The following is a 24,573-nucleotide window of genomic DNA, read 5'->3' as shown; positions in this document are numbered from 1 at the left end:
CACAGGCTATGGGCAGTGGCACTCATCCAGAGCACTCCAGCTTTCGCACGGGACTACTGACATGCTCGAACGCATCACTGCCTCCCTGCCTTCGCTGGCCCCCGCCGAGCAGCGGGTGGGCCAGCTGGTGCTGCAGGACGCGCGTGCGTTCGCGCGGCTGCCGGTACGGGAGCTGGCGGCGCGGGCGGGAGTGAGCAAGCCCACGGTGGTGCGCTTTTGCCGCAGCATGGGCTACGACGGGCTGGCCGATTTCAAGCTCAAGCTCGCCGGGAGCGTGAGCGAGGGCGTGCCGTTCATCCACCGCAGCGTGGACGCGGACGACAAGACCGGCGATGTGCTCGTGAAAGTGGTGGACAACGCCGTCGCAGCCTTCCTGCAGTACCGCAACGCGGCGAGCACCAAGGCCATCGAGCAGGCTGCGCAGGCGATCGCCGCCACCTGGCAGACGGGCCGGCGGATCGAGTTCTACGGTGCGGGCAATTCGGGCATCGTGGCGCAGGACGCGCAGCACAAGTTCTTCCGGCTGGGCGTGACCAGCCTTTCGACCAGCGACGGCCACATGCAGGTCATGAGCGCCACCCTGCTGGGGCCGGGCGACTGCGTGGTGATCGTCTCCAACTCCGGCCGCACCCGCGACCTCATGGACGCGGCCGACATCGCCCGCAAGAATGGCGCCACCACGATCGCCATCACCGCCAGCGGCTCGCCCCTGGCCAGCGCCTGCCACATCCACCTCGCAGCCGACCATCCGGAAGGTTACGACCGCTACAGCCCGATGGTCTCGCGCCTGCTGCACCTGCTGGTGATCGACGTGCTCGCCACCTGCGTGGCACTGCGCATCGGAGAGCCGCTGCAGCCACGCCTGCAGCAGATGAAGGACAACCTCCGGGCCAAGCGCTATACGTGAAGCGCTTTCGCACCCGCCCGGAACCACACGATGCCATCGACCCCTGTCGTTGCGATCCACCTGCTGAACGCAGGCGATGAACTGGGCATCCACGTGGACGCCCTGCGGGCGGCATTGGAGGCCGTGACGGCATCCGTGGTGCAACGGCTGCCGCTGCAAGGCGTCGATGTGGTGGTCTATCACGATCCGGCGTCCACCATTCCGGAGCTGGGCGCAGGCGGGTACACGCCGTCCGCTCACCGCGTGTTCCTGCCCATCGACATGCATCGCCATGAGGCCGACCCCGTGGCGTTCGGCCACGCCCTGCGCAGCCTGCTGGCCCACGAGCTGCACCACTGCGCGCGCTGGGCCGGTCCCGGCTACGGCAATACTCTGGGCGAAGCGCTGGTCAGCGAAGGGCTGGCGTGCCTGTTCGAATCGGAATTCGAGGGCAACGGTCCGCCGTTCTATGCGCATTCGCTGTCCCCGGTCCGGCTCAAGGCGATCGCTGCACTCGCCCGCGCACACCACGACCGGACGGACTATGGGCATGCGAAGTGGTTCTTTGGAACCCAGCCGGACACACTTCCGCGCCATTCGGGCTATGCACTCGGATATGCCATGGCGGTGCGGCACTCCCGCCGGACCGGGCTGTCGTCTTCGGAACTGGTCCATGTTCCGGCTGCGGCGTTCTTGGCAGATCTGGAGGGCGAGGAGTGAGCGCCTGCCTCGCCCATGCCCGGCATCAGGAAGCGCCAGGCGCCCAGCGTTCGAGCACGAGCGAGGCATTCACGCCGCCGAAGCCGAACCCGTTGACCAGGGCGTGTTGCAGCGGCATCGGGCGTGCGCTTCCGGCCACCAGGTCGAGACCCTCGGCAAGCGCATCGGGTTGCACGAGGTTGCGCGTCGCGGGCACCACCTGGTCGCGCAGCGCGAGCGCCGTGAAGATGGCGGCCACGGCGCCGGCGGCACCCAGCAGGTGGCCCGTGGCGGCCTTGGTCGAACTGATCGCGACCGCGCCGTCCGTCCCGAACAGGCTGCGGACCGCGGCCAGTTCCCCACGGTCACCCACGTAGGTGGAGGTGGCGTGGGCGTTCAGGTATTGCACCTGCCCCGGCGCCAGCCCCGCCTGTGCCAGGGCCAGCGCCATGGCGCGCCGCGCGCCGTCGCCGTCCTCGGGCCCGGAGGTGATGTGGTGTGCGTCGGCGGACGTGCCGTAACCCACCAGCTCGGCCAGCGGCACCGCGCAGCGCGCGAGCGCATGGTCCAGCGATTCGAGCACGAGCACGCCGGCACCCTCCCCCATCACGAAACCGTCGCGCGCGGCATCGAAAGGCCGGGAGGCCTGGTCCGGCCGGTCCGCGAACGCGGTGGACAGGGCTTTCGACGCGGCGAATCCCCCCAGGCTGACGCGATCGATGGCGGCCTCGGTGCCACCGCAGACGGCCACGTCGGCCTCGCCGGCCCGGATCATCCGGGCTCCGTCTCCCAGCGCCTGCACGCCCGCGGCACAGGCCGTCACGGGCGCGCCGAGCGGCCCCTGGAAGCCGTGGCGGATCGATACGTGGCCGGCGGCCAGGTTGACGAGAAAGGACGGTACCGTGAAAGGCGACAGGCGCCGGGGGCCGCGCGTGTCGGTGGTGCGCACGGCCTCGGCGATGGCCCCGAAGCCGCCGATGCCCGAGGCGATCACGGTGGCGGTGCGCTCCCGTGCCCGCGCGTCCGCGGGAGCCCATGCGGCCTGTGCGAGTGCCTGCCGTGCCGCCTCCAGGGCCATGGGGATGAAGCGGTCCATCTTGCGCAGATCCTTGGCGGACACGGCCATGCCAGGCTCCCAGCCCCCTTCGGCATCCTCCGCTGGCGCCGGCACCATGCCGCCGACTGCCGCATCCAGCCCTTCCACCACGGCTTCGGGCAGGCGCCGCAGGCCCGAACGGCCCTCCAGAAGCCGCCGCCACGCCAGTTCCGACCCGCAACCCAGCGGGCACACCATGCCCATCCCGGTGATGACCACGCGAGGCGTGCCCGGATGGCCCGCCATGGAAGGGGAGTGGCCGTTACCGCCGGTGGTGGAAGTGGATGCAGGAGACATGAGAGAACGCGCCGTTTAAGATGATGGGCATCATCATAAGCCGTCGCATCCCATTGCGTACAAACATCATCAATAAGGATCTCCCATGAAAGTGTCCAAGGCACAATCCTCCGCAAACCGCAGGAACATCCTGGAGACGGCTGCGCGCCTGTACCGGGAGCACGGATTGGAAGGCGTGGGGGTGGCAGAGATCACCCGCGGGGCAGGCCTGACGCACGGTGGCCTGTACCGGCATTTCGAGAGCAAGGATGCCCTGGTGCGCGAAGCATGCGCTCTCGCTTTCGAATGGTCGATCCCGAGCGACCAGCCTGCAGGCCTGGCAGCCCGGGTGGCGAGCTACCTGTCACCCGAACACCGCGACCACCCAGGCGAAGGCTGCCCGGTCGCGGCACTGGCAGTGGACGCCGCACGCGCAGGTGGCGAACTGTCCGAGGTATTCGCCCAGGGCATCGAGCGCAACATCGAACGATTCGCCCGCGTGGCCGAAGGACTGGAGCCGTCGGCGCAACCCGGCGCCGAAGCCCGTGCGCGTGCCATGCAGATGCTGGCCACCATGGTCGGCGGCATGGTGCTGGCGCGTGCCACGGCGTCCGGGCGTCCGGCGCTCTCGGACGAGATCCTGGCCGTTCTGAGTGAGCAACTGACCTCCGGGCTCTCAGCGTCAGCGAAAGCCATAAAATGATATAAATGACAAATCAGAAATTGCCAACCTTTGGAGAAAATTAGTCATCTCTTTGATATGCATGAGATTTTCTGATTTCGGGAAGAGACAAAAACAATGGACTCCCGTAAGATTGTGTTAAGTTTGATAAATATGATCAACTTGCACACCAAGGGAGTCCTTTCATGCAAATCCTTCGACAAGTCAAGATCGGCACCCGGCTGGCATTGGGCTTCGGTACCCTGCTGGCCCTTCTGCTCGGGCTGGGGCTGTTCGGCATCGTCCAGATCCGGAGCATCAACTACCACGCCAGCGAGCTCGGCACCAACTGGCTGCCCAGCGTCCGGGCCGTCGGTGAACTGCGTTCCGTGCTGAACAGCGCCCGGCGGGCCAGCCTGCGGCGCCTGCTGGAAGCCACTGCCGAAGGGCGCCAGCGCCAACTGGCAACCCAGAAGGCACTGATGGACGAGCAATTGCCACGCGGTGTTGCCGTCTATGAAAAGATGATTTCCTCGCCCGAAGAACAGAAGCTCTACGACGTCTTCCGCACGCAGCTGGACAATTACCGCATCCACGAACGCCGCCTCGTGACGCTGCTGGATGAGGGTGGTGCTTCGGCGGCCGCGGCGAACACCCTGGCGACCGGGGACTCTGCCAAGCTGTTCTCCGACCTGATCGAAACACTGGCGCAACTGGTGAAGCTGAATGAGGATGGCGGTACCGCCGCCGCTGCCGCAGCGAGCGCCGGATACGACCGCGCCATACTGGTCTTCAGCGTCCTCATCGCCTTCTCGCTCGTTTGCGGCCTGGCATTGGCAGCCGTGGTGACACGTTCCATCACCCAGCCACTGGCCACCGGGGTTTCCGTCGCATCGGCCGTGGCCCAGGGCGATCTCACGTCCTCGTTCCACATCCAGGGCAGGGACGAACCCGCGGCACTGCTGCAGGCCCTGCAGCACATGAACGGCCAGCTCGTGTCCATGGTCGGACAGGTGCGCGACAGCAGCGAGAGCATCGCCACCGGCGCGGCCGAGATCGCGATGGGCAATGCGGACCTGAGCCAGCGCACCGAGCAGCAGGCCAGCAGCCTCGAGGAAACCGCGGCCTCGATGGAGGAACTGAGCAGCACCGTGAAGACCAATTCCGACACCGCCCGGGAAGCCAACCAGCTTGCCGCCCGCGCGACCCAGGCGGCGGAACAGGGCGGCACCATCGTCGGGAGTGTCGTGGAGACCATGCAGGCCATCGCGGCCTCGTCGAGCAGGATCGCGGACATCACCAGCGTCATCGACTCCATCGCCTTCCAGACCAACATCCTGGCGCTGAATGCGGCCGTGGAAGCGGCGCGGGCCGGCGAGCAGGGCCGCGGCTTCGCCGTGGTGGCGAGCGAAGTGCGCACGCTGGCGCAACGCTCCTCCCAGGCCGCCAAGGAGATCAAGGATCTCATCGCGGACAGCGTGGCGAAGGTGGACAACGGCAGCCAGCTGGTGGGCGAGGCGGGCCGCAGCATGGACGACATCGTCGCGCAGGTCCGCCAGGTCGGCACCCTGATCAGCGAGATCGCCAACGCCTCGGCCGAACAGAGCAGCGGCATCGGCCAGGTGGGCGAAGCGGTGAACCACCTGGACCAGGTGACGCAGCAGAACGCCGCACTGGTGGAGCAGAGCGCCGCCGCAGCCGCCAGCCTGCGGGCGCAATCGGAACAGCTCAACACGCTGGTGGCGGTCTTCAAGCTCCAGGCCCAGGCGACCCCTGCGGCAGCGCAATGGCGTTCCCATGGCACAGCCAGGGCGGTGGCGCCCCTTCCGCACGCGCGCCACCCGGCACTGGCAGCCGCCTGATCGGCCGGCACGGCGGCCAGGGCTGCCAGCCGAAGGAGACATGACCGCTGTCGTCCACGGCCGAGCCCGTGGCGCGGCGCCCTCCGACACGCTCCGGGAGACATCGCGGGGACAGTGTGCGAAAACGCACCGACACCCCACGGCGGCGGCGCGCACACTGCGGGCATCGATCACTCACCCCCTGCTGCCAGGAGCACTGCCATGACCCTCTCGACCGCATCCACCCGACCCGTTCAACCCCTGCGCCCCGGTTCGGCGGCCACCCAGGCCGCGGCACCGGCCCTGGACGACGCAGGCAAGCTCGTGCTGCGCCTCGCGCTGGGCGTGCTGATCCTGCTGCACGGCCTCTTCAAGCTGCAGAACGGCGCCGGCTTCATCACGGGCATGCTGGAAAAGGCCGGCCTGCCGGGCGCCCTGGGCTACCTAGTGTACGTCGGTGAAATCCTGGCACCCCTGATGGTCATCGCCGGCGTCGCCACCCGCGCGGGAGCAGCCATCATCTTCGTCAACATGGTGGTGGCCATCGGCCTCGTCCACATGGGCCAGCTGTTCACGATGACGCAGCAGGGCGGCTGGGCGCTGGAGCTGCAGGGCATGTACCTGTTCGGCGCCCTCGCCGTGATGCTGCTCGGGGCCGGCCGCTACGGCCTGGGCGGGACGCACGGCCGCTTCAACTGACTGCCTGCCCCCCGCTCAGGGGCATTTCGCTCGCGTGGCCGTCAGGCGGCCTGCGCGGCGGCGACCCGCGGGATCCGCCCCTCTTCGATACCGTGGCACGCCACGCGCACGCCGCCGTCGTCGATGAGCTGCGGCCGCTCGGTGCGGCAGCGGTCATTGGCATGGGGGCAGCGCGGGTTGAAGGCGCAGCCGGAGGGCGGATTGAGCGGATTCGGAACTTCCCCCTGCACGGGCGTGCGTGCGCGGCCCGTATCGTGCATCTTCGGGATGGCGTCCAGCAGCATGCGGGTGTAGGGATGGCGCGGCGCGGCGAAGAGCTCGCGCTTGTCGGCCAGTTCCACGAGGCGCCCCAGGTACATCACTCCCACCTGGTCGCTGACGTGGCGCACCACGGCGAGGTTGTGGCTGATGAACAGGTACGTGAGGTGCCGCTCGCGCTGCAGGTCCTTCATGATGTTGAGCACCTGCGCCTGCACGGACACGTCCAGTGCCGACGTGGGCTCGTCGCACACCAGGAACTCCGGCTCGGTCGCCAATGCCCGCGCGATCGAGATGCGCTGGCGCTGCCCGCCCGAGAACTGGTGGGGGTACTTGGCCATGTCCAGCGGGGACAGTCCCACGGACTGCAGCAGCTCACCCACGCGTTGCCGCAGCTGGGCCTTGTCGGTGATGAGACCATGCTCGCGCAGCGGCTCGCCGATGATGTCCTCCACGATCCAGCGCGGGTTCAGGCTCGCGTACGGGTCCTGGAAGATCATCTGGATGCGCTGGCGCATGGTGCGCGCGTCGCGGCCCTTGAAGGCGGCATGGGCATCCTGCCCGTCGAAGGTGAGACCGCCGCGGGTGGGCTCGTACAGGCCCACGAGCAGCCGTGCCACCGTGCTCTTGCCGCAACCGGATTCGCCCACCAGCGCGAGGGTCTTGCCCTTCTCGATGGTGAAGCTCACGCCGTCCACTGCATGCAGCAGGGTGCGAGGCTTGCGCTCCAGCACACGGTTGAGCCATGGCGCGGAGACATCGAAAGTCCTGGCCAGGTCATGCGCCTGCACCAGCGGCGCTGCGGAGGCGTTCTTCGGGGTGGGCATCGCGTTGCTCATGACACGGCTTCCTGGATGGCGGCGGAGGCGTTCGGCGTGGCGGCATGCAGCCAGCAGGCGGCGCGCGTGGGCCCGGCGGGCAGCAGTTCCGGCCGTTCCACGCGGCAGCGGTCGAAGGCATGGGGGCAGCGCGGGTTGAAGGCGCAGCCCGGTGGAATGGCGTTGAGACGCGGCATCGCGCCGTCGATCTGGTTCAGGCGCTCGCGGTCCTGCGCCATGTCGGGAATCGACGCCATCAAGCCCGCCGTATAGGGATGGGCGGGGTGGTTGATCACCTCGTGCACCGGCCCGATCTCCGCCACGCGGCCCGCATAGAGCACGGCCACGCGGTCGCAGGTCTCGGCGATCACGCCCATGTCGTGGGTGATGAGCATCACGGCCGCGCCGCGCGATTTGCAGATGTTCTTCAGCAACTGGATGATCTGCGCCTGGATCGACACGTCCAGCGCGGTGGTGGGCTCGTCGGCCACGATGAGCTGGGGCTCGGCAGCGAGCGCCAGGGCAATCACCACCCGCTGCCGCATGCCGCCCGAGAACTGGTGGGGATAGTGGTCCACGCGCTGCTCCGCCGCGGGAATGCCCGTGTCCTTGAGCAGCTGGATCGCCCTGCGCCGCGCTTCCGCGGCATTCACCGGCAGGTGCGCCTGGATCGTCTCCACCAGTTGCCTGCCGACCGTGTAGAGCGGGTTCAGCGAGGTGAGCGGATCCTGGAAGATCGCACCGATGCGCCGCCCGCGCACATGGCGCATCTTCTGCGGCGGCAGGTCGTCGATGCGCTCGCCCTGCAGCAGGATCCGCCCGCCCGCCACGCGTCCCGGCGGCTCCAGCAGCCCGATGATGGCCGCACCGGTCAGCGACTTGCCCGCCCCCGACTCGCCCACCACGCCCAGGATCTCGCCCGGCGCGATCGAAAAGGAAATATCGTCCAGCGCCCGCAGCGTCCCGCGGCGGCCCGGAAATTCGACGACGAGGTTCTCGACTTCAAGAAGGGACATGGCAGGCCATCCATCCGTTATCCGTTGCACTTCGGCGCAGCGCCCAAAACCGGCGCGGCCCGACCTGTGGCCGCGGAGCAGGCCACGCCAGCAGACGCCGCGGAACTGGCTTTGCCAGGCCGCTGGCGTCGTCCCCCTGCCCGCCGTGCGCAGCACGGGGAGAGCGGGGGCTGAGTGCCGCGGCTCCGAGCCTGCCTGCGCAGGCTTGGACGTGCACGAAGGGCAGTTGCCTCTGGCGGCAGCACGGAGCGGCGCAGCCGCTCAGGGGGGTGTTCTCCATCTCTAGCGCAGCCGAGGATTCAGCGCATCGCGCAGCCAGTCGCCCAGCAGGTTCACGGAAAGCGCGATCAACACCAGCATCACGCCCGGGAACACCGTGATCCACCACTCGCCCGAGAACAGGTAGTCGTTGCCGATGCGGATCAGCGTGCCGAGCGAGGGCGACGTGGGCGGCGCACCCACGCCCAGGAAGGACAGGGTCGCTTCGGTGATGATCGCCGTGGCCACCTGGATGGTGGCCAGCACCATCACCGGCCCGAGCACGTTGGGCAGCACGTGGCGCCGCATGATGCGCGAGGACGACACGCCCGTCACCCGTGCCGCCTGTACGTATTCCTTGTTGCGCTCCACCAGGGTGGAGCCGCGCACCGTACGCGCGTACTGCACCCAGCCCGTGAGCGAGATGGACAGGATCAGCACGCCGAAGGCCAGCGACTCGTGCGCGTTGGGGAACACCGCACGGCCCACCCCGGCGATCAGCAGGGCCACGAGGATCGCGGGAAAGGACAGCATCACGTCGCACAGGCGCATGAGCACCGCGTCGATCCAACCGCCCTTGAAGCCCGCCAGCAGCCCGAGCGCCACCCCCACCACCACCGACAGCGCGACCGATGCCAGGCCGACGACGAGCGAAATGCGCGCGCCGTAGATCAGCGCCGAGAGGATGTCGCGTCCCTGGTCGTCCGTGCCGAACGGGTATTTCCAGGAGCCGCCATCGCTCCACGCCGGCGGCAGCCGGGCATCGCTCAATTCGAGCGTGGTGAGATCGAACGGATTGTGCGGCGCCACCCAGCCCGCGAACAGCGAGCAGAACACGCACACCACCGCGATCGCCGCGGCACCCATGGCGACGGGCGAGGTGCGAAAGCTGTAGCCGACATCGCTGTCGAACCATCGGAAGAGCGTTTTTTTCATCGTGGGATTCGGGAAAAGCGTGGGGCACAGCGGCATCCTCACGCGGGCGTAACGGATCAGCGTGTCACTTCGCGAGGCTCATCCACTTGAATGGCATGAAGTTGTCGGCCATCTGCACCAGCGCCACCTTGCGCGACACGCCCCAGGCCAGGGCCTGCTGGTGCAGCGGGATGTGGCCCACGTCGGCCGCGTGGATCTCGAATGCCTGGCGGATCATCGCGTCGCGCCGGGCCTTGTCGGTCTCCGACTGCACCTGCCGCGTGAGTTCGTCCACCTTGGGGTTGCAGTACCCGCCCAGGTTGAACTGCCCGGCGCCCTTCTCGTCCACGCAGGCCATCAGCGCGTTCATCGCGTTGTGCGCGTCGTAGGTGGCGGGCATCCAGCCCAGCATGTAGAAACTGGTGTCCCGCCGCAGCACCTTGGGAAAGTACGTGCCCTTGGTCTCCGCCTGCAGGTTCACCTTCACGCCGATGCGCGCCAGGTTGGCGGCCACGGCTTGGCAAATGCGCGCATCGTTCACGTAGCGGTCGTTCGGGCAGTTCATGCCCACCTCGAAACCGTTCGGATAGCCTGCCTCGGCCATCAGCTTGCGCGCGGCGTCCGCATCGTATGGCAGCCGCCTGATGTCGGGCTGGAAGCCGTTCACCCCCGGGCCGACCAGCAGCGCCGACGGGTTCGACGCGCCGCGCATCACCGTCTTGCGGATGCCCTCGATGTCGATCGCCTGGTAGAAGGCCTGGCGCACGCGCTTGTCCTTGAACGGGTTCTTGCCCTTCACGCTCGAATACAGCAGTTCGTCGCGCTTCTGGTCCATGCCCAGGAAGATGGTGCGCAACTCGGGCCCGGTCACGGCGCGCGTGAGCGGGCTCGTGTTCACGCGCTCGATGTCCTGTACGGGCACGGGCTCCATCACATCCACCTGGCCCGACAGCAGCGCCGCGACGCGCGTGGCATCGTTGCCGATGGGGGTGAACACCACCTCGGCCACGTTGCCCTCGATCGCCCCCCAGTACTGCACGTTGCGCGTGAACACCGTGCGCACGCCGGGCTGGCGCTCGCGCAGGCGGAACGGCCCCGTGCCGTTGGCCCGGAACGACGCCGCATTCTCCACCCCCTTGCGCCGGTCCACCGGCTCCGTGGCCTGGTTCGCCTCGCACCACTTGCGCGACATCATGTACACCAGCGTGAGCACGTCGGGCAGGATGGGATACGGGGACTTGGTCTCGATCTCGACCGTGTAGTCGTCCACCTTGCGCACTTCCTTGAAGTCGTTGGTGTACGTCTTCATGTCCGAACTGCCGGCCTGCGTGCGCGCCAGCGAGAACAGCACGTCGTCGGCGGTGAACGGGCTGCCGTCATGAAAGTGCACGCCCCGGCGCAACTCGAATCGCCATACCGTGGGCGAGGTCTGCGTCCAGCGCGTCGCCAGAGCGGGCGCCAGGCTCAGGTCCTTGTTGCGGCCCACGAGGGGCTCATAGACATTGCCGGTCACGCTGAGCTGCAGGCTTTCGTTCAGGGAATGCGGATCCATCGACAGCGCGTCGCCCTGGTTGGCGACACGGATGGTCTGCGCGCCCACCATGCAGGCTGCAGCGACCAGGGATGCGCCGATGGCGGCGCGCAATGCCGTGCGTGGGAATTTCATGATCGTGCCCTCAGACCGCTGCCAGCGGCATCGCCTGCTCGACCAGGCCCGCATGCAGCGCGGCACCCAGCGGCAGGATTTCGTCATTGAAGTCGTACCGGCTGTTGTGCAGCGCGCTGTGGCCGGGCCCGGTGCCCTGTCCGATGCGCAGGTAGGCCCCCGGCTTGCTCTGCAGCATGAAGGAAAAATCCTCCGCGCCCATGCTGGGCTCGAGGTCGCGCACCACGTTCTCGGCGCCGACGAGCGACACCGCCACGTCCCCCGCGAACTGCGCATCGCTCTCGGTGTTGATGGTCGCGGGATAGATGCGCTCGTAGCGTACGGTGGCCGTGGCACCGAAGCCCAGGGCCACCGCGCTGCACAGGTCCTTGAGGCGCTGCTCGATCATTTCCTGCACCGCGGGCGAGAACGTGCGCACGGTACCCACGAGCGTGGCCGTGCCGGGCAGCACGCTGAAGGCGCCCAGGTCGCCCGCCTGCATCGCGCACAGGCTGATCACGGCGCTGTCGAGCGGGCGCACGTTGCGCGAGACGATGCCCTGCACCGCGGTGATGATGTGGGCGGCCACCAGCACCACGTCCACCGTCTGGTAGGGGTGGGCGCCGTGGCCTCCCCGGCCGGTGATCTCGATGGTGATGCGGTCGGCCGAGGCCATCATCGCCCCGGAATTGAGGCCGATGGTGCCGGGCCGCATGGCTGGCCAGTTGTGCATGGCATAGACCGACTGCACGGGAAAGCGCTCGAACAGGCCGTCCTCGATCATCACGCGCGCACCGCCGAAGCCCTCCTCGCCGGGCTGGAAGATGAGCACGGCCGTGCCGTCGAAATGGCGCGTGGCGGCGAGGTAGCGCGCGGCCCCCACCAGCATGGCCGTATGGCCGTCGTGGCCGCAGCCATGCATGAGCCCGGGCTTGCAGGACTTCCAGGTGAACTCGTTCTGTTCCGACATGGGCAGGGCGTCCATGTCGGCCCGCAGGCCGATCATGCTGCCGCTGGAGCGGCTGCGGCCATGGACCACCGCCACGATGCCGGTACGGCCGATGCCGTCGTGGATCTCGTCCACCCCGCAGACCTTGAGCGCCTCCTTCACGCGCGAACCCGTGTACACCTCTTCGAAACCCAGTTCGGGATGGGCATGCAGGTCGCGGCGGAAGGCCGTCAGTTCCGGGTGGAACTGCGCGATGTGGGCGAAGGCGCGGCCGCCGGCCCGCAGGCGGGGCGGTGCGGACGGTGCCGGCTTGGATGCTGCGACGACCATCTCAGTGCCCTCCCGCCTTGCCCACGCGCAGGCGGGGATCGACCGCGAAATACAGCAGGTCCACGACCAGGTTGATCACCACGAAGATCAGGGCGATCAGGCAGAGGTAGGCCGCCATCACGGGAATGTCCGCGAACGTCACCGCCTGGATGAAGAGCAGGCCCATGCCGGGCCACTGGAACACCGTCTCGGTGATGATGGCGAAGGCGATGAGGCCGCCCAGCTGCAGGCCGGTGATGGTCATCACCGGCACCAGCGTGTTCTTCAGCGCGTGCCCGAAATGGATGGCCCGGTCGGACAGGCCGCGGGCGCGGGCGAACTTGATGTAGTCGGTGCGCAGCACCTCCAGCATTTCGGCACGCACCAGGCGCATGATGAGCGTGAGCTGGAAGATGGCCAGCGTTACCGCCGGCAGCGTGATGTGGTGCCAGCCCTTGGCATTGAGCAGGCCCGTGCTCCACCAGCCGACCTGCGTGACCGGGCCTCGCCCGAAACTGGGGAACCAGCCCAGGTGGACGGCGAACACGAGGATCAGCAGGATGCCGATGAGGAAGGTGGGCAGCGACACACCCAGCAGGGACAGCGTCATGAACAGCTGGCTGGTGAAGGTGCCGCGGCGCAGGGCCGCATACACGCCCATGGGCACGCCGACCACCAGGGCCAGGACGGCGGCGACCAGCGCCAGCTCCAGCGTGGCGGGAAACCGCTCGGCGATGAGGCTGGACACCTTGGCCCCCTGCCGGAGACTCAGCCCGAACTCGCCCTGCGCCGCGTTCACGAGGAAGTGCCAGAACTGCACGATGAAAGGCTGGTCCAGCCCGAGTGCCGCCCGCATGTCCCGGATCTGGTCCGGCGTGGCGTCCTGCCCCAGCAGGAAGGTGACGGGATCGCCCACATACTGGAACAGCATGAAGGAGATGAAGGCCACCGCGACCATGACGATCACGGCCTGGATGAGGCGTCTCAGAATGAAGGCAAGCATCGTAGGAGCGGCAGAGAAGCAGGCATGCTAGCAGGGCATGCGGCCACTGCATGCAATACCCGCGCCATCGCGGATGATTGTGGGCGCAAACCGGTCGCTGGCCTGGCCGCATTCATGATGGACATGGAGGCGGCCAACGGCAATGGACGGGCAGATGGACGCATGCCCTCCGACCCATGGCGGGCAGGAGGGCATGCAGGCCTGCTCCACGATCGCGCAGCAGGATTTCGCGAGGACCAGCGTGCCGGCGGCATCGCGCCGCCCGCCCGCCGCCCCGCGGACGGATCAGAAACGGTGCCGCAGGCCGATGGTGTAGCCGGTGCGCGACTTGGCGCCGTTGGCCTGGCCGGCGTAGTTGTTCAGGCTGACCTGGTCTCCCTTGAGCTTGGTGTGGTCGATTTCGATATAGGCGTCCGTCCGCTTGGAGAATGCGTAGTCGAGGGCCATGGTGAAGAAATCGGCCTTGGCCTTGGCCAGATCGGTATTGCCCTTCTGCTCCGCACGGAAGTAGTGCGCACCCAGGTTGATCTGCGGCGTGATCTGGTAGCCGGCACCGATCTTGTAGATCGTGCGCTTGTTGGCCGCCAGGAAGGCCGGGCCGCCGAAGCCGCCGTTGATGCCGCCCTGCCACATCGCGGAGAGCACGGCACGGTCCACGGCGGTGAGCCCGTCATCCACCTTGTTCTGACCATAGCCACCATTGAAGTACCAGTTGCCCATGCGGTAGGAGCCGCCCAGCGTCCAGGCATCGATCTTCTTGCCGGAGGCGAACTCGTAGTTCTGGTAGCCCAGGCCGGCTGCCAGGCCGCCCGATGCATAGCGGATGTAGCCGCCGACCGTCTTGCCGCCCGTGGCGCTCCTTTCGTCGAAGGAGTATTGCAGTCCGCCACGCCAGGGACCGACCTCGGCCATGTACTTGATCATGTTGTCTGCACGCGCGCCCAGCGCGAAGCCGATCTCGGGCTTGTAGACGTCCATGTACGGCGAGTACGGATAGGACGCATACGTGCTGGTCACCAGGTCGAAGAGGATGTTGTACTGGCGGCCCAGCGTCACGCGGCCGAAGCCGCCCTGCAGGCCTACCCAGGATTGCTGGAAGTACGGCGTGGCCGGCGTGCCGGTATCGGCGCCGAAGCGGTTTTCCAGGTTGACCAGTGCCTTCAGCCCCCCGCCCAGGTCTTCGGTCACGTTGATGCCCCAGCGGCTCTGGGACATGCCGCCCCCGACCATCTGGTCCAGCGAGCCGCCCGGGCTGCCGGCAGGACCCTCGTTGTTGGTATGGCGATACGCCATGTCCACGATGCCATACAGCTGGACGCTGCTCGTGCCGGCCTGCTGCGCGAAGGTGAAGGGAGCCGCTGCTGTCAGGGTGGTCAGTGCCACCGCTTTTTTCACAAACGAAATACGCATGTGTTGTCTCTTTCTGCGGGAGGGGTGAAGGAACTTTTATTCTAGAAATCAATGACTTGCATCGGAACATGCGTTAGCGGCATACCCACAGTCGTTTTCCCTTAGATCCTGTTACCGAGGTGACAAAAAAAAACCGCTGCCCGAGGGCAGCGGTTTTCTGACTTGCTGAGTCAAGCTGGCTGGGCCAGCCATCCATCAGAAAGCGTGACGGATACCGACTTGCACGCCGGTCTGGTTGTTGCCGATGCCAGGGCCGGCAACGGTCAGGCCCTTGGTGGCCAGGCCGAGGTTGGAGTTGTCCTTGTTCTTCAGGTAAGCCACGGTGCCGTACAGAGCGGTGCGCTTGGACAGGTTGTGGACATAGCCCAGGGACAGCTGGTGAGCCTTGGAGTCGATGGCCTTCTGGTCGTACAGGGCGTATTGCAGCTTGAATTCGCCTGCGCCGACGGGCATGGAAGCACCCAGGGCGTAGTTGTTGAACTTGGCGTCGCCGGAGAAGCCGTCAGCTTCGTACTTCGATTGTTGGGCGATGGCGATCAGCTTGGCAACGTTCAGGTCGTAGGAAGCGCCCACGGTCAGGATGTTGTGCTTGCCAGCGGTGGAGATGCCAGCCAGCGTGAAGCCGGTGTTGCGCTGGTCATAGGACACGGTCACGCTCAGGGGGCCGTTGTCGTAAGCAGCGTAGCCACCGAAGTAACGGCCGGCCTTGCCCACGGTTTGCTCGTCGAAGCCATAGCCCACGCCGCCGGTGAAGCCACCGAAGTTGGGGGTGTAGTAGCTGACCATGTTGCTCGAACGGATGTTGTTCGTGTCAGCGGTCACGCCGGTTGCGCCGTTCAGGCCGAGCCACTCGTTCCAGCCTTGGAACTGGCCGATGCCGGTCTGGCCGAACAGGTCATAGCTGCTGGCCTTGTTGTACGAAGGGGTCAGTTCGCGGCCCAGGCGCACTTCACCGAAGTTGCCAGCCAGGCTCAGGGTGGAGCGGCGTTGGAAGTTGAAGCCGTTGGCGTTGCCGTTGTCGCCGAAGATCTCGCCTTCGAGCCAGAAGCCAGCCTTCAGGCCGCCACCCAGGTCTTCCGTGCCACGGAAGCCCAGACGGCTCGTGGCGTTGCCGCTGGTGGTCAGGCCGTACACGTTCTGACCAGCGGAGTTGGCGTTGTTGATGTAGGCAACACCCGTATCGACGATACCGAACATCGTGACGGAAGATTGAGCCATTGCAGCGCCGGAAGCAGCCAGCACGGCCAGGGCAATCAGGGATTTTTTCATTGCGAGTTACTCCAAGGTTAAACGAGGGCGCCGGTTCGGGGGGCTGGTACGCACGACAGGCGCAGTCCGCCAACCCCGGGCCAACCTCCTGGTGGGGAAGTTGCCCTTATTGCAACAGAGGCCGTTCCGTTTCGCAAAGGAATTCCCGCACAATCGCCCCGAAAGCCCTATTTCGTTGCAGCATCGCAACACACAAAAAGGTTCCCTGGAATTGAGATAGGACGCGATGGAACCGGGTCCTTCCGCTATTTTTTTTGCAGCAATCCAACCCTTCTGCCATCGACATTCATCGCCATGGACAAGCTCTTGATAGCCGCGGACAACGCCTTGCGCACGCTCTTCGCACGCCCCCACGCCGCGCAGCCGTCGCCAGCCAGGGGGCTGCCGGAAGGCGACCTGTCTCCCACCCAGCGGCGCGAGGCCGGAGCGCTCATGCGGGTGAACCACGTGGGTGAAGTCTGCGCGCAGGCACTCTACATGGGACAGGCCGCCGTCACGCGCGACCCGGCGCTGCGCGCCCGGTTGCTGGAGGCCGCGCGCGAGGAAACCGACCACCTGGCCTGGACGGCCGAACGCCTCGACGCACTGGGCAGCCGGCCCAGCCTGCTGAATCCGCTGTGGTTCGCGGGCGCATTCGCGATCGGCTGGACGGCGGCCCAGGTCAGCGACGCCGCGAGCCTGGGATTCGTGGTGGAGACGGAAAACCAGGTGGCACGCCACCTGCAGGGGCACCTGGACCGCATGCCGGCGCAGGACGCGCCCTCCCTGGCGGTGATCGAACGCATGCAGGCCGACGAGCAGCGGCATGCGGACGACGCACGTGCCGCCGGTGCGACGGCCCTGCCCGCCCCGGCCCGGATGCTCATGGCCGCCGCGGCCCGGGTGATGACGGCCACGGCGCACCATATATAGATATGGAGGACGCGGCCGGGCTCAGGCCTCCACGATGTCGAAGCCGGTGGTGATCTCCGCCGTCTTGCCGAGCATGATGCTCGCGGAGCAGTACTTCTCGTGGCTCATGGCGATGGCACGCTCGACCGCGGCAGGCGGCAAGGCCTTGCCGGTGACAGTGAACTGCATGTGGATGCGGGTGAACACCTTCGGGTCCGTGTCCGCGCGTTCGGAACTGAGCTTCACGCTGCAGCCGCGGACATCGTGCCGGCCCCGCCGCAGGATAAGCACCACGTCATAGGCCGTGCAACCGCCGGTGCCGGCAAGGACGGTCTCCATCGGCCGCGGGGCCAGGTTCTGGCCGCCGTTGGCGGGATTGGCGGCATCGGGCGCCCCGTCCATGGCCAGGATGTGGCCGCTGCCGGTTTCCGCGATGAACCCCATGCCCGAGCGCGTGCCCGAAGCGCCGGTCCAGGTGACTGTGCATTCCATGTTGTTTTTTCCCATCAAATTGGCGGCCTGACAACTTTTGTGGCTGCGCCATCGCAATTTTGCTGCATCGCAGCATCGGTTGCGCTACACTTGCCCCATGCGTTGCCCGAAAGGGTTGGCGGGTCAGAAAAACCCACCCGACGCGCCTATTGTCTCCTCCATCTCCTCAAAGGATGGATTCGGCCCCGGATCTCACGATCCGGGGCCGTTTTTTTTGCCCCGCCCGGCTGCGGCGAACCGGCGGAAGGCAAACGCCTATGATGTCGGCCCTGCCGAAGCCCATGCATCCATGACGAAGACTCCCTCCCCCGCCCTGACGCCCGCCGACTACCTCAAGAAGATCCTGACGGCGCGCGTGTACGACGTGGCCGTCGAGTCGGCACTGGAGCCCGCGCGCGCGCTGGGCCGCCGGCTGCACAACACGGTGCTGCTCAAGCGCGAGGACCAGCAGCCCGTGTTCAGCTTCAAGCTGCGGGGGGCCTACAACAAGATGGCGCACCTGTCTGCCGAGCAGCTGCAGCGCGGCGTGATCTGCGCCTCGGCCGGCAACCATGCGCAGGGCGTGGCCATGAGCGCCAGGCGCCTGGGCACGCGGGCGGTGGTGGTGATGCCCACGACCACGCCGCAACTCAAGGTGGACGCCGTGAAGACATTGGGCGGCGAGGTCGTGCTGCACGGGGACAGCTACTCCGACGCCTACGAGCATGCCGCGCACCTGCAGCAGGAGCAGGGCCTGACCTTCGTGCATCCTTTCGACGATCCGGACGTGATCGCCGGCCAGGGCACCATCGCCATGGAAATCCTGCGCCAGCTGCAGAGCCTGGGAAGCAACCGGCTGGACGCGGTGTTCGTGGCGATCGGCGGCGGCGGCCTGGTGAGCGGGGTGGCCAACTACATCAAGGCCGTGCGGCCGGACATCCGTGTCGTCGGGGTGCAGATGAACGATTCCGACGCCATGGTGCGCTCGGTCGCTGCCGGCAACCGGGTGGCGCTTTCCGACGTGGGACTGTTCTCGGACGGCACGGCCGTGAAGCTGGTGGGCGAGGAGACCTTCCGCGTCGCGAGCGGGCTGGTGGACGAATTCATCACGGTGGACACCGACGCCGTCTGCGCGGCGATCAAGGACATCTTCGTGGACACGCGCAGCATCGTGGAGCCCGCCGGGGCGCTGGCGGTGGCGGCCATCAAGCAGTACGTTGCCGAGCGCAAGACCCGCGGAGAAACGTACGCCGCCATCCTGTGCGGCGCCAACATGAATTTCGACCGCCTGCGTTTCGTCGCGGAGCGTGCCGAGGTGGGCGAAGAGCGCGAGGCACTGCTGGCGGTGACGATCCCCGAGGAGCGCGGGAGCTTCCGGCGCTTCTGCGAGGTGGTCGGCCAGTTGCCCGGCGGTCCCCGCAACGTGACGGAATTCAACTACCGCATCAGCGATGCGTCGCGAGCCCACGTCTTCGTCGGGCTGACCACGCATGGCAAGGGCGAGTCGGAGAAGATCGCGCGCAACTTCCAGCGCCACGGGTTCGAGGCGCTGGACCTCACGCACGACGAACTGGCCAAGGAGCACCTTCGGCACCTCGTGGGGGGCCGCTCCGGGCTCGCCCAGGACGAGCGGCTGCTGCGCATCATCTTCCCGGAGCGCCCGGGCGCGCTCTTCAAGTTCCTGAGCATGATGCAGCCGAGCTGGAACATCAGCCTCTTCCACTACCGCAACCAGGGAGCGGACTACGGCCGCATCCTCGTGGGCATGCAGGTGCCGGCGGGCGACGCACAGGCCTTCGACGCCTTCCTGCAGACGCTGGGCTATCCCTACGTGGAAGAAACGCAGAATCCCGCGTACCGGCTGTTCCTGCAGGCGCCCGCGGGCCGGGGCTGACGCCTTCCACCCACCACAGGCCCCCACCCCGCTGCCGTCCATGCAGGCACTCCGCCACTTCCTGCTGGCCGTGCAGTTCTTCACCCGCATTCCCGTGACCGGGAGGTGCGCCGACTGGGTGGGCTTCAGCCCGGCCATGCTGCGGGCGAGCGCCGCGCACTTCCCGGGCGTGGGCTGGATCGTGGCGGCCGTGGCAGCCCTGGTGTACGGAACGCTCCACCTGCTGTTCGGTCCCCAGCCCTATGCCACGTTGGCCTGCGCGGCGCTCAGCACCGCGGCCACCGTCGTGCTCACCGGAGGTTTCCACGAGGACGGGCTGGCGGATGTGGCGGACGGCCTGGGCGGCAGCGCGGACCGCGGGCGGGCCCTGGAAATCATGAAGGATTCGCGCATCGGCGCATTCGGGGCCATGGCCCTGTGCCTGGCCCTGGCCAGCAAGCTCGCGCTGCTGGCGATGCTGGGGCACCGCGGGCTGGCCGTGGCACTGCCGGCGCTGGCAGGTGCGCATGTGGTGTCCCGCTTCTGGCCCCTGCTGCTGGTGCGCACCCTGCCCCACGTGGGCCATGAGGCCACCTCCAAGAGCAAGCCGCTGGCGGACCGGATCACGCTAGGCGCGCTGCTGGCGGCCGGCTGTTGGGCCGCGCCCGCGCTGGTGCTCGCTGCCTGGCTGCTGGGCCCGGCCCCGGCCCTGGCGGCGCTGGGCGCCAGCGGACTGGCCACCTGGACGCTGCGTGCCTGGTTCGCCCGGCGCCTGCAGGGCTTCACGGGGGATTGCCTGGGGGCCGTGCAGCAGGTGGCCGAGATCGCGTTCTACCTGGGATGCGCCGCGGTGGCCGGCACCTCGGCTGCATGAGCCCCCGGTCCGTGCGGCTCTGGCTGGTACGGCATGCCGCGCCATGCATGGAGAGAGGCGTCTGCTATGGCTCGCTGGATGTGGCGGCGGACGCACGGGCCACCGCCGATGCCGCCAGCCGCCTGGCCCGCGCCCTGCCTGCCACCACCCTGCCCGTCCGGCATTCGCCGCTCGGGCGCTGCGCGGAGCTGGCCCGTTCGCTGCAGGCCCTGCGTTCCGACCTCTGCCCGCAGCCGGACGCGCGGCTGGTGGAAATGGACTTCGGGACCTGGGAGGGGCGCTCCTGGGACGGGATCGGGCGCGCGGCCGTCGATGCATGGATGGCCGACTTCCCTGGCCACGCGCCAGGGGATGGTGAAAGCCTGGAGCGAATGCTGGCGCGCGTGCAGGCCGCCCTGCGGGAGGCGCGCGCCATGGGTGCCGCCGACGTCGTGTGGATCACGCATGCCGGCGTGGCGCGCTGCGTGCATTGGCTGCTGGAGCATCCGTCCCGCGCACCGCGCGCCGATGAATGGCCGCTGGATGCGCCTGGCTACGGCGCCTGGGAGTGCTGCGAGATCGGCAGCCTGGATCCCGCGTGAGCCTGCGCAGACACGCGGCGGCAGCCTAGGGTGCGACAGTTGTTACACCCGTTGCCTCGCCTCCTTTTTCAGGCACTTCGAGGGTGACCGTGGCCTCGCCGCCCCGGGATGGACCAAGGCGCACCTGCCTGCGACCCAGGGACTGCACCACCAGGCCTTCGGCCACGGTGGCCCCGAGACGGAACGGACGCGCGGGCTGGTTGTCTATGGCGATGAGGGCCGCGCCGCCGCCGCTGGCCGTGCCGGAGAGAACGCCCTGCAGGGCGAAGCGGCTGGGCTCGCGTGCAGCGGGCGCACCGGGAACGGCCGGGCCCGCGCCCAGCAGCCGCGCGAGCGCCTGCGCATCCGGAGCCGCCGGCGCGGGCGCCGCGACGGGCGCGGCGATGGGGGCCGGCCGGACTGCCAGCCGAAGTCCCCAGAAAACCACGCTGGCGCCTGCGAGCACCCACAGGGCGAGGGTGCCGAGCCGAACGCCCCAGGGGCCGGATGTGTTTGTCACCATGTCACGATTATCATTGACCGGATATGTCTCCCACTTTTCAGAAGACCGTGATCTCCCGCAACGCAGGCGCCATCGCACGGCGCGCCAGGAACGCCCGCAGCCGGATCGCGCGCGGCTTCACGCTGATCGAGCTGATGGTCGTGCTGGTCATCATCGGGGTGCTGGCCGCCCTGATCGTCCCCAATGTGATCGACCGTGCGGACGATGCGCGGGTGACCGCGGCGCGCACCGACATCACCAACATCGTCCAGGCGCTGAAGCTCTACCGCCTGGACAACCAGCGCTATCCCACCGCCGAACAGGGGCTGCAGGCCCTGATCGCCCGGCCCACGAACGGCCCGGTCCCGGGCAACTGGCGCCCCTATCTCGAGAAGCTGCCCAACGACCCCTGGGGCCGGCCCTACCAGTACCTGAATCCCGGCATCAAGGGCGAAGTGGACGTGATGTCCTTCGGCGCCGACGGGCAGTCGGGCGGCGAGGGCAAGAATGCCGACATCGGCAGCTGGCAGTAAGCGCCGGCACCGCGGCCCCTGCCATGGCACGGGCCCTGCCCCGGGCAGCGCATGCCGCGGCGCCAGGGGCTTCACGCTGCTGGAACTGCTGGTGGTGATCTCGCTGATCGCCATCGCGACGGCCGGCGTGGGTTTCGCCCTGCGGGACGACGGCCAGACGGCCCTGCAGCGCGAAGGCGAGCGCCTCGCCGCGCTGCTGGAGGCGGGGCGGGCCCAGTCCCGCGCGTCCGGCGCGCCGGTGCGCTGGCGTGCCGTGGGCGGAAGCTTCCGGTTCGAGGGCCTGCCCGGCAATCCGGCCCCGGGCGCCTGGCTCGATCCCTCGACCTACGTGGTCGGCCCCGCGCTGCTGCAGTTGGGCCCCGAGCCGCTGATCGCACCGCAGCAGGTGGTGCTTGCGAGCCAGTCCCATCCCGGGCGCTCGGTGCGCGTGGCGACCGACGGCCTGCGTCCCTTCACGGCGGAGACGGTGCAATGATCCGGCGGGCAGCCCCCGCGCACCGGTGCGCAGGCCGGGCATCGGCCGCGGGTTTCACGCTGGTCGAGGTCCTGGTGGCCCTGGCCATCGTGGCGATCGCGCTGACGGCCGGCACGCAGGCCACCTCGGCGCTGGCCCGCAATGCCGCGCGACAGGCGGACGTGATGCTCGCGCACATCTGCGCGGAAAACGAACTCGTGAAAGTGCGGCTCGCGCGCCAGATGCCCTCCATCGGGGACAGCACCGTACCCTGTGAACAGGCCGGATTGCGCTATGACGTGGCGGTGGCCGTGCGGCCGACGCCCAATCCGCAATTCCGCCGGGTGGATGCGCAGGTTTTCGATGCGGCGGGGCCGGTGCTGCGGCTGTCCACCATCGTGGGGAGGTACTGATGGGGCATCCCCCTGAGGCGCTGCGCGCCTTCCCCCTTCTCTCGCCACGCTGCGCGCGGCGGGAAGGGGCACGCCGCCCGTGGCCGGGCCAAGCCCGTTCCACGGCGTCTGCTGGCGTGGCCTGCTCCGCGGCCTTCGGACGGGTGAGGCCGTGCCCGATCCCCCTGCCCCGGGCAATATGCTGCCGGCTGGACCATTGACCATGGCGAAGCGCGCGGACCCGATGCCGGCATTGCGCCACTCCGCCGGCTTCACGCTGGTGGAGTTGCTGGTCGCGATCGTGATCATGTCGCTGCTGGCGCTCATGAGCTGGCGCGGCCTGGATGGGATGGCGCGGGCACAGGAGCAGACGCGGGCGCGCGGGGACGAGTTGCTGGTGGTGGAAGCCGCGCTGGCGCAGTGGACCGCGGACCTGGATGCGCTGCAGGCCATGGACCAGACCACGCCCATCGACTGGGACGGGCAGGTGCTGCGCCTGACGCGCCGCGGCAGTGGCACGCCGGACGAAGGGGCATTCGTGGTGGCCTGGGCGCGGCGCGCGGTGAACGGCACGGACCAGTGGCTGCGCTGGCAATCGTCTCCGCTGCGCACGCTGGGCGAATGGAACACGGCCTGGCAGCGGGCGGCGCTGTGGGCGCGCTCGGGCGGTGCAGGGAACGCCGGGGCCGAACGCGGGGAAACCGTGCTGATGCCGCTGCAGGAATGGCGCCTTTTCTACTACCGCGACGGGGCCTGGTACAACGGGCTGTCCAGCAGCGCCACGGCCCCCACCCCGCAGACCATGGGGCCGACGGCCCCGACGAACATTCCCGACGGGGTGCGCCTGCAGATCGTGCTGCCGCCGGGGCGCGCGCTCGCCGGCACGATCACGCGGGACTGGGTCAATCCCACCAATGGCGGAGGCAAGTCGTGAAGCGGCGCGGTGGCGGCAGGACGGGCGCCGTGCGCCAGCGCGGGGCGGCGCTCCTCGCGGCGATGCTCACCGTGGCGCTGGTGGCCACTTTCGCGGCAGCGGCGATGTGGCAGCAATGGCGCGCCGTCGAGGTGGAATCTGCCGAACGGGCGCGCGTGCAGTCGGCCTGGCTGCTGGTCGGCGCGCTCGACTGGTCGCGGCTGATCCTGCGCGAAGACCTGTTCGCGCGCGGCGGGGACGGTACGGACCACCTCGCGGAACCCTGGGCCGTTCCACTGGAAGAAGCGCGGCTGTCCACCTTCCTCGCGGCGGGGCCCGATGGCGCGGCGGCGGAGCCGGATGCCAGCACGGATACCGCCAACGCCTTCCTGTCGGGACAGATCACGGACCTGCAGTCGCGGCTCAATGTCTATAACCTGGTCGAGGGCGGCGCCGTGTCCGCGCCCGCCCTGCGCCAGTTCGGCCGCCTGTTCGATGCGCTGGGGCTGCCGCAGCAGGAGCTGCAGCAGCTCGCGGAAGGGCTGCGCAAGGCGATGGCGCAGGGCAATGCAGCGGGAGCCGGCACCCCCGGCACGGGCACGGGCACCGCGGCAGCGCCCGCCGCCGCGCCGGCCGACCTCGCGTCTGTCCCGCTCATGCCCCGCAGCTTCACGCAGCTCACGTGGCTGGGGCTGTCGGCGTCCACGGTCGCGGCTCTGGAGCCATATGCAACCTTGCTGCCGCGGCGCACGCCGGTCAACCTCAACACCGCGAGCGCGCAGGTGCTGCAGGCCAGCATCGAAGGACTGGACACGGCAGGTGCGCAGCGGCTGGTGCAGGCGCGGGAGTCGCAGCATTTCAAGACTTCCGCGGACGCCACGCGGCAGCTGGGCGGCAGCCTGCAGATCCCGCCCGAGACCCACTCGACCATGTCCTCATACTACGAAGTGCGGGGACGCCTGCGCCTGGGCGACACCGTCGTGGAGGAACGTTCGCTGGTGTACAAGGCCGGCTCCACGGCACGCACGCTGTGGCGCGAACGCGGCGCGTTCGTGAGGAGCCCCGCCGCCGCACGATGACCTGCGCAGGCGCCGGACCTGCC

Annotated in this window: 25 protein-coding genes; 14 read left to right on the top strand and 11 right to left on the bottom strand. The window is 68.3% G+C overall.

Annotation, left to right across the window (positions count from 1 at the left end; translation table 11 throughout):
* Positions 1–61 precede the first annotated feature (61 nt).
* Together ACGHC0_RS04700 and ACGHC0_RS04695 are read left to right on the top strand one after the other, a co-directional pair.
* Positions 62–907, top strand: a complete 846-nt coding sequence (locus tag ACGHC0_RS04700; protein WP_053844624.1) for a MurR/RpiR family transcriptional regulator — start codon at positions 62–64, stop codon at positions 905–907.
* 30 nt (positions 908–937) lie between these two features.
* A complete protein-coding gene (locus tag ACGHC0_RS04695) occupies positions 938–1,606 on the top strand; it encodes a DUF2268 domain-containing protein (protein ID WP_415267565.1) in 669 nt (222 codons plus the stop codon).
* A gap of 25 nt (positions 1,607–1,631) precedes the next feature.
* Here ACGHC0_RS04695 and fabF read toward each other — a convergent pair whose 3' ends face one another.
* Entirely contained in the window at positions 1,632–2,927 is a 1,296-nt protein-coding gene (fabF, locus tag ACGHC0_RS04690; RefSeq protein WP_415267564.1) for a beta-ketoacyl-ACP synthase II, read from the bottom strand.
* Positions 2,928–3,063: 136 nt separating this feature from the next.
* On the opposite strand from fabF, the gene ACGHC0_RS04685 reads away from it, so the two are divergent.
* From ACGHC0_RS04685 to ACGHC0_RS04675, 3 genes are all read left to right on the top strand, one after another.
* Positions 3,064–3,660, top strand: coding sequence for a TetR/AcrR family transcriptional regulator (locus tag ACGHC0_RS04685; RefSeq protein WP_415267563.1), 597 nt, complete (start codon positions 3,064–3,066; stop codon positions 3,658–3,660).
* A gap of 164 nt (positions 3,661–3,824) precedes the next feature.
* Positions 3,825–5,480, top strand: a complete 1,656-nt coding sequence (locus ACGHC0_RS04680; RefSeq protein ID WP_415267562.1) for a methyl-accepting chemotaxis protein — start codon at positions 3,825–3,827, stop codon at positions 5,478–5,480.
* 201 nt (positions 5,481–5,681) lie between these two features.
* On the top strand, positions 5,682–6,158 hold the full coding sequence (locus tag ACGHC0_RS04675; RefSeq protein WP_368354198.1) for a DoxX family protein: 477 nt from the start codon (positions 5,682–5,684) through the stop codon (positions 6,156–6,158).
* 41 nt (positions 6,159–6,199) lie between these two features.
* On the opposite strand, the gene ACGHC0_RS04670 is transcribed toward ACGHC0_RS04675, so the two are convergent.
* The 8 genes from ACGHC0_RS04670 to ACGHC0_RS04635 all read right to left on the bottom strand — a co-directional run bounded on the left by ACGHC0_RS04670 (position 6,200) and on the right by ACGHC0_RS04635 (position 16,008).
* Positions 6,200–7,255: an ABC transporter ATP-binding protein gene (locus tag ACGHC0_RS04670; RefSeq protein WP_368354197.1), complete on the bottom strand. Its 1,056-nt coding sequence runs from the start codon at positions 7,253–7,255 to the stop codon at positions 6,200–6,202.
* Complete coding sequence (locus ACGHC0_RS04665; protein ID WP_415267561.1) at positions 7,252–8,250, bottom strand: ABC transporter ATP-binding protein; 999 nt, start codon at positions 8,248–8,250, stop codon at positions 7,252–7,254. The genes ACGHC0_RS04670 and ACGHC0_RS04665 overlap by 4 nt, the downstream gene beginning before the upstream one ends.
* A gap of 282 nt (positions 8,251–8,532) precedes the next feature.
* A complete protein-coding gene (locus ACGHC0_RS04660) occupies positions 8,533–9,444 on the bottom strand; it encodes an ABC transporter permease (protein ID WP_368354195.1) in 912 nt (303 codons plus the stop codon).
* Between the two features lie 64 nt (positions 9,445–9,508).
* Positions 9,509–11,089 carry an ABC transporter substrate-binding protein gene (locus ACGHC0_RS04655; protein ID WP_415267560.1) on the bottom strand — a complete coding sequence of 527 codons (1,581 nt, stop codon included), beginning with the start codon at positions 11,087–11,089 and terminating at the stop codon, positions 9,509–9,511.
* 10 nt (positions 11,090–11,099) lie between these two features.
* Complete coding sequence (locus ACGHC0_RS04650) at positions 11,100–12,347, bottom strand: M20 aminoacylase family protein (RefSeq protein WP_415267559.1); 1,248 nt, start codon at positions 12,345–12,347, stop codon at positions 11,100–11,102.
* Position 12,348: 1 nt separating this feature from the next.
* Positions 12,349–13,329 carry an ABC transporter permease gene (locus ACGHC0_RS04645; RefSeq protein ID WP_013593353.1) on the bottom strand — a complete coding sequence of 327 codons (981 nt, stop codon included), beginning with the start codon at positions 13,327–13,329 and terminating at the stop codon, positions 12,349–12,351.
* A 285-nt stretch (positions 13,330–13,614) separates the two neighbouring features.
* Positions 13,615–14,739 carry a porin gene (locus tag ACGHC0_RS04640; RefSeq protein WP_368354192.1) on the bottom strand — a complete coding sequence of 375 codons (1,125 nt, stop codon included), beginning with the start codon at positions 14,737–14,739 and terminating at the stop codon, positions 13,615–13,617.
* A 195-nt stretch (positions 14,740–14,934) separates the two neighbouring features.
* Positions 14,935–16,008 carry a porin gene (locus tag ACGHC0_RS04635; RefSeq protein WP_368354191.1) on the bottom strand — a complete coding sequence of 358 codons (1,074 nt, stop codon included), beginning with the start codon at positions 16,006–16,008 and terminating at the stop codon, positions 14,935–14,937.
* A gap of 294 nt (positions 16,009–16,302) precedes the next feature.
* Here ACGHC0_RS04635 and coq7 point away from each other — a divergent pair, with 294 nt between their 5' ends.
* On the top strand, positions 16,303–16,920 hold the full coding sequence (gene coq7 / locus ACGHC0_RS04630) for a 2-polyprenyl-3-methyl-6-methoxy-1,4-benzoquinone monooxygenase (RefSeq protein WP_368354190.1): 618 nt from the start codon (positions 16,303–16,305) through the stop codon (positions 16,918–16,920).
* A 21-nt stretch (positions 16,921–16,941) separates the two neighbouring features.
* Here coq7 and ACGHC0_RS04625 read toward each other — a convergent pair whose 3' ends face one another.
* Positions 16,942–17,391, bottom strand: a complete 450-nt coding sequence (locus ACGHC0_RS04625; RefSeq protein ID WP_368354189.1) for an OsmC family protein — start codon at positions 17,389–17,391, stop codon at positions 16,942–16,944.
* Between the two features lie 289 nt (positions 17,392–17,680).
* On the opposite strand from ACGHC0_RS04625, the gene ilvA reads away from it, so the two are divergent.
* The 3 genes from ilvA to ACGHC0_RS04610 are packed head-to-tail and all read left to right on the top strand — an operon-like array spanning position 17,681 to position 20,698.
* Complete coding sequence (gene ilvA / locus ACGHC0_RS04620) at positions 17,681–19,264, top strand: threonine ammonia-lyase, biosynthetic (RefSeq protein ID WP_415267558.1); 1,584 nt, start codon at positions 17,681–17,683, stop codon at positions 19,262–19,264.
* Positions 19,265–19,304: 40 nt separating this feature from the next.
* Positions 19,305–20,117 (top strand): adenosylcobinamide-GDP ribazoletransferase, encoded by an 813-nt coding sequence (locus tag ACGHC0_RS04615; RefSeq protein WP_368354187.1) that lies wholly within the window; start codon positions 19,305–19,307, stop codon positions 20,115–20,117.
* On the top strand, positions 20,114–20,698 hold the full coding sequence (locus tag ACGHC0_RS04610) for a histidine phosphatase family protein (RefSeq protein ID WP_368354186.1): 585 nt from the start codon (positions 20,114–20,116) through the stop codon (positions 20,696–20,698). The genes ACGHC0_RS04615 and ACGHC0_RS04610 overlap by 4 nt, the downstream gene beginning before the upstream one ends.
* Positions 20,699–20,723: 25 nt before the next feature.
* Here ACGHC0_RS04610 and ACGHC0_RS04605 read toward each other — a convergent pair whose 3' ends face one another.
* Entirely contained in the window at positions 20,724–21,200 is a 477-nt protein-coding gene (locus tag ACGHC0_RS04605) for a type II secretion system protein N (protein ID WP_368354185.1), read from the bottom strand.
* Between the two features lie 23 nt (positions 21,201–21,223).
* Between ACGHC0_RS04605 and gspG the strand changes: the two genes are divergently transcribed.
* The 5 genes from gspG (at position 21,224) to gspK (ending at position 24,550) form a co-directional block, all read left to right on the top strand.
* Positions 21,224–21,712: a type II secretion system major pseudopilin GspG gene (gspG, locus tag ACGHC0_RS04600; RefSeq protein ID WP_011794081.1), complete on the top strand. Its 489-nt coding sequence runs from the start codon at positions 21,224–21,226 to the stop codon at positions 21,710–21,712.
* Positions 21,687–22,187 carry a pilus assembly FimT family protein gene (locus tag ACGHC0_RS04595; protein ID WP_368354184.1) on the top strand — a complete coding sequence of 167 codons (501 nt, stop codon included), beginning with the start codon at positions 21,687–21,689 and terminating at the stop codon, positions 22,185–22,187. Before gspG ends, ACGHC0_RS04595 begins: the two co-directional genes overlap by 26 nt.
* Positions 22,184–22,579 carry a type II secretion system minor pseudopilin GspI gene (gene gspI, locus ACGHC0_RS04590; protein WP_368354183.1) on the top strand — a complete coding sequence of 132 codons (396 nt, stop codon included), beginning with the start codon at positions 22,184–22,186 and terminating at the stop codon, positions 22,577–22,579. Before ACGHC0_RS04595 ends, gspI begins: the two co-directional genes overlap by 4 nt.
* Positions 22,580–22,802: 223 nt before the next feature.
* Positions 22,803–23,492: a type II secretion system protein J gene (locus ACGHC0_RS04585; protein WP_415268381.1), complete on the top strand. Its 690-nt coding sequence runs from the start codon at positions 22,803–22,805 to the stop codon at positions 23,490–23,492.
* Positions 23,489–24,550, top strand: a complete 1,062-nt coding sequence (gene gspK, locus ACGHC0_RS04580; protein ID WP_415267557.1) for a type II secretion system minor pseudopilin GspK — start codon at positions 23,489–23,491, stop codon at positions 24,548–24,550. The genes ACGHC0_RS04585 and gspK overlap by 4 nt, the downstream gene beginning before the upstream one ends.
* Positions 24,551–24,573 lie beyond the last annotated feature (23 nt).

The sequence above is a fragment of the Acidovorax sacchari genome (assembly GCF_042847045.1).
Classification (GTDB): Bacteria; Pseudomonadota; Gammaproteobacteria; order Burkholderiales; family Burkholderiaceae_C; genus Paracidovorax; species Paracidovorax sacchari.
The sequence above is the reverse complement of the archived record's forward strand: the minus strand, read 5'-3'. Positions and strand labels throughout refer to the sequence as shown.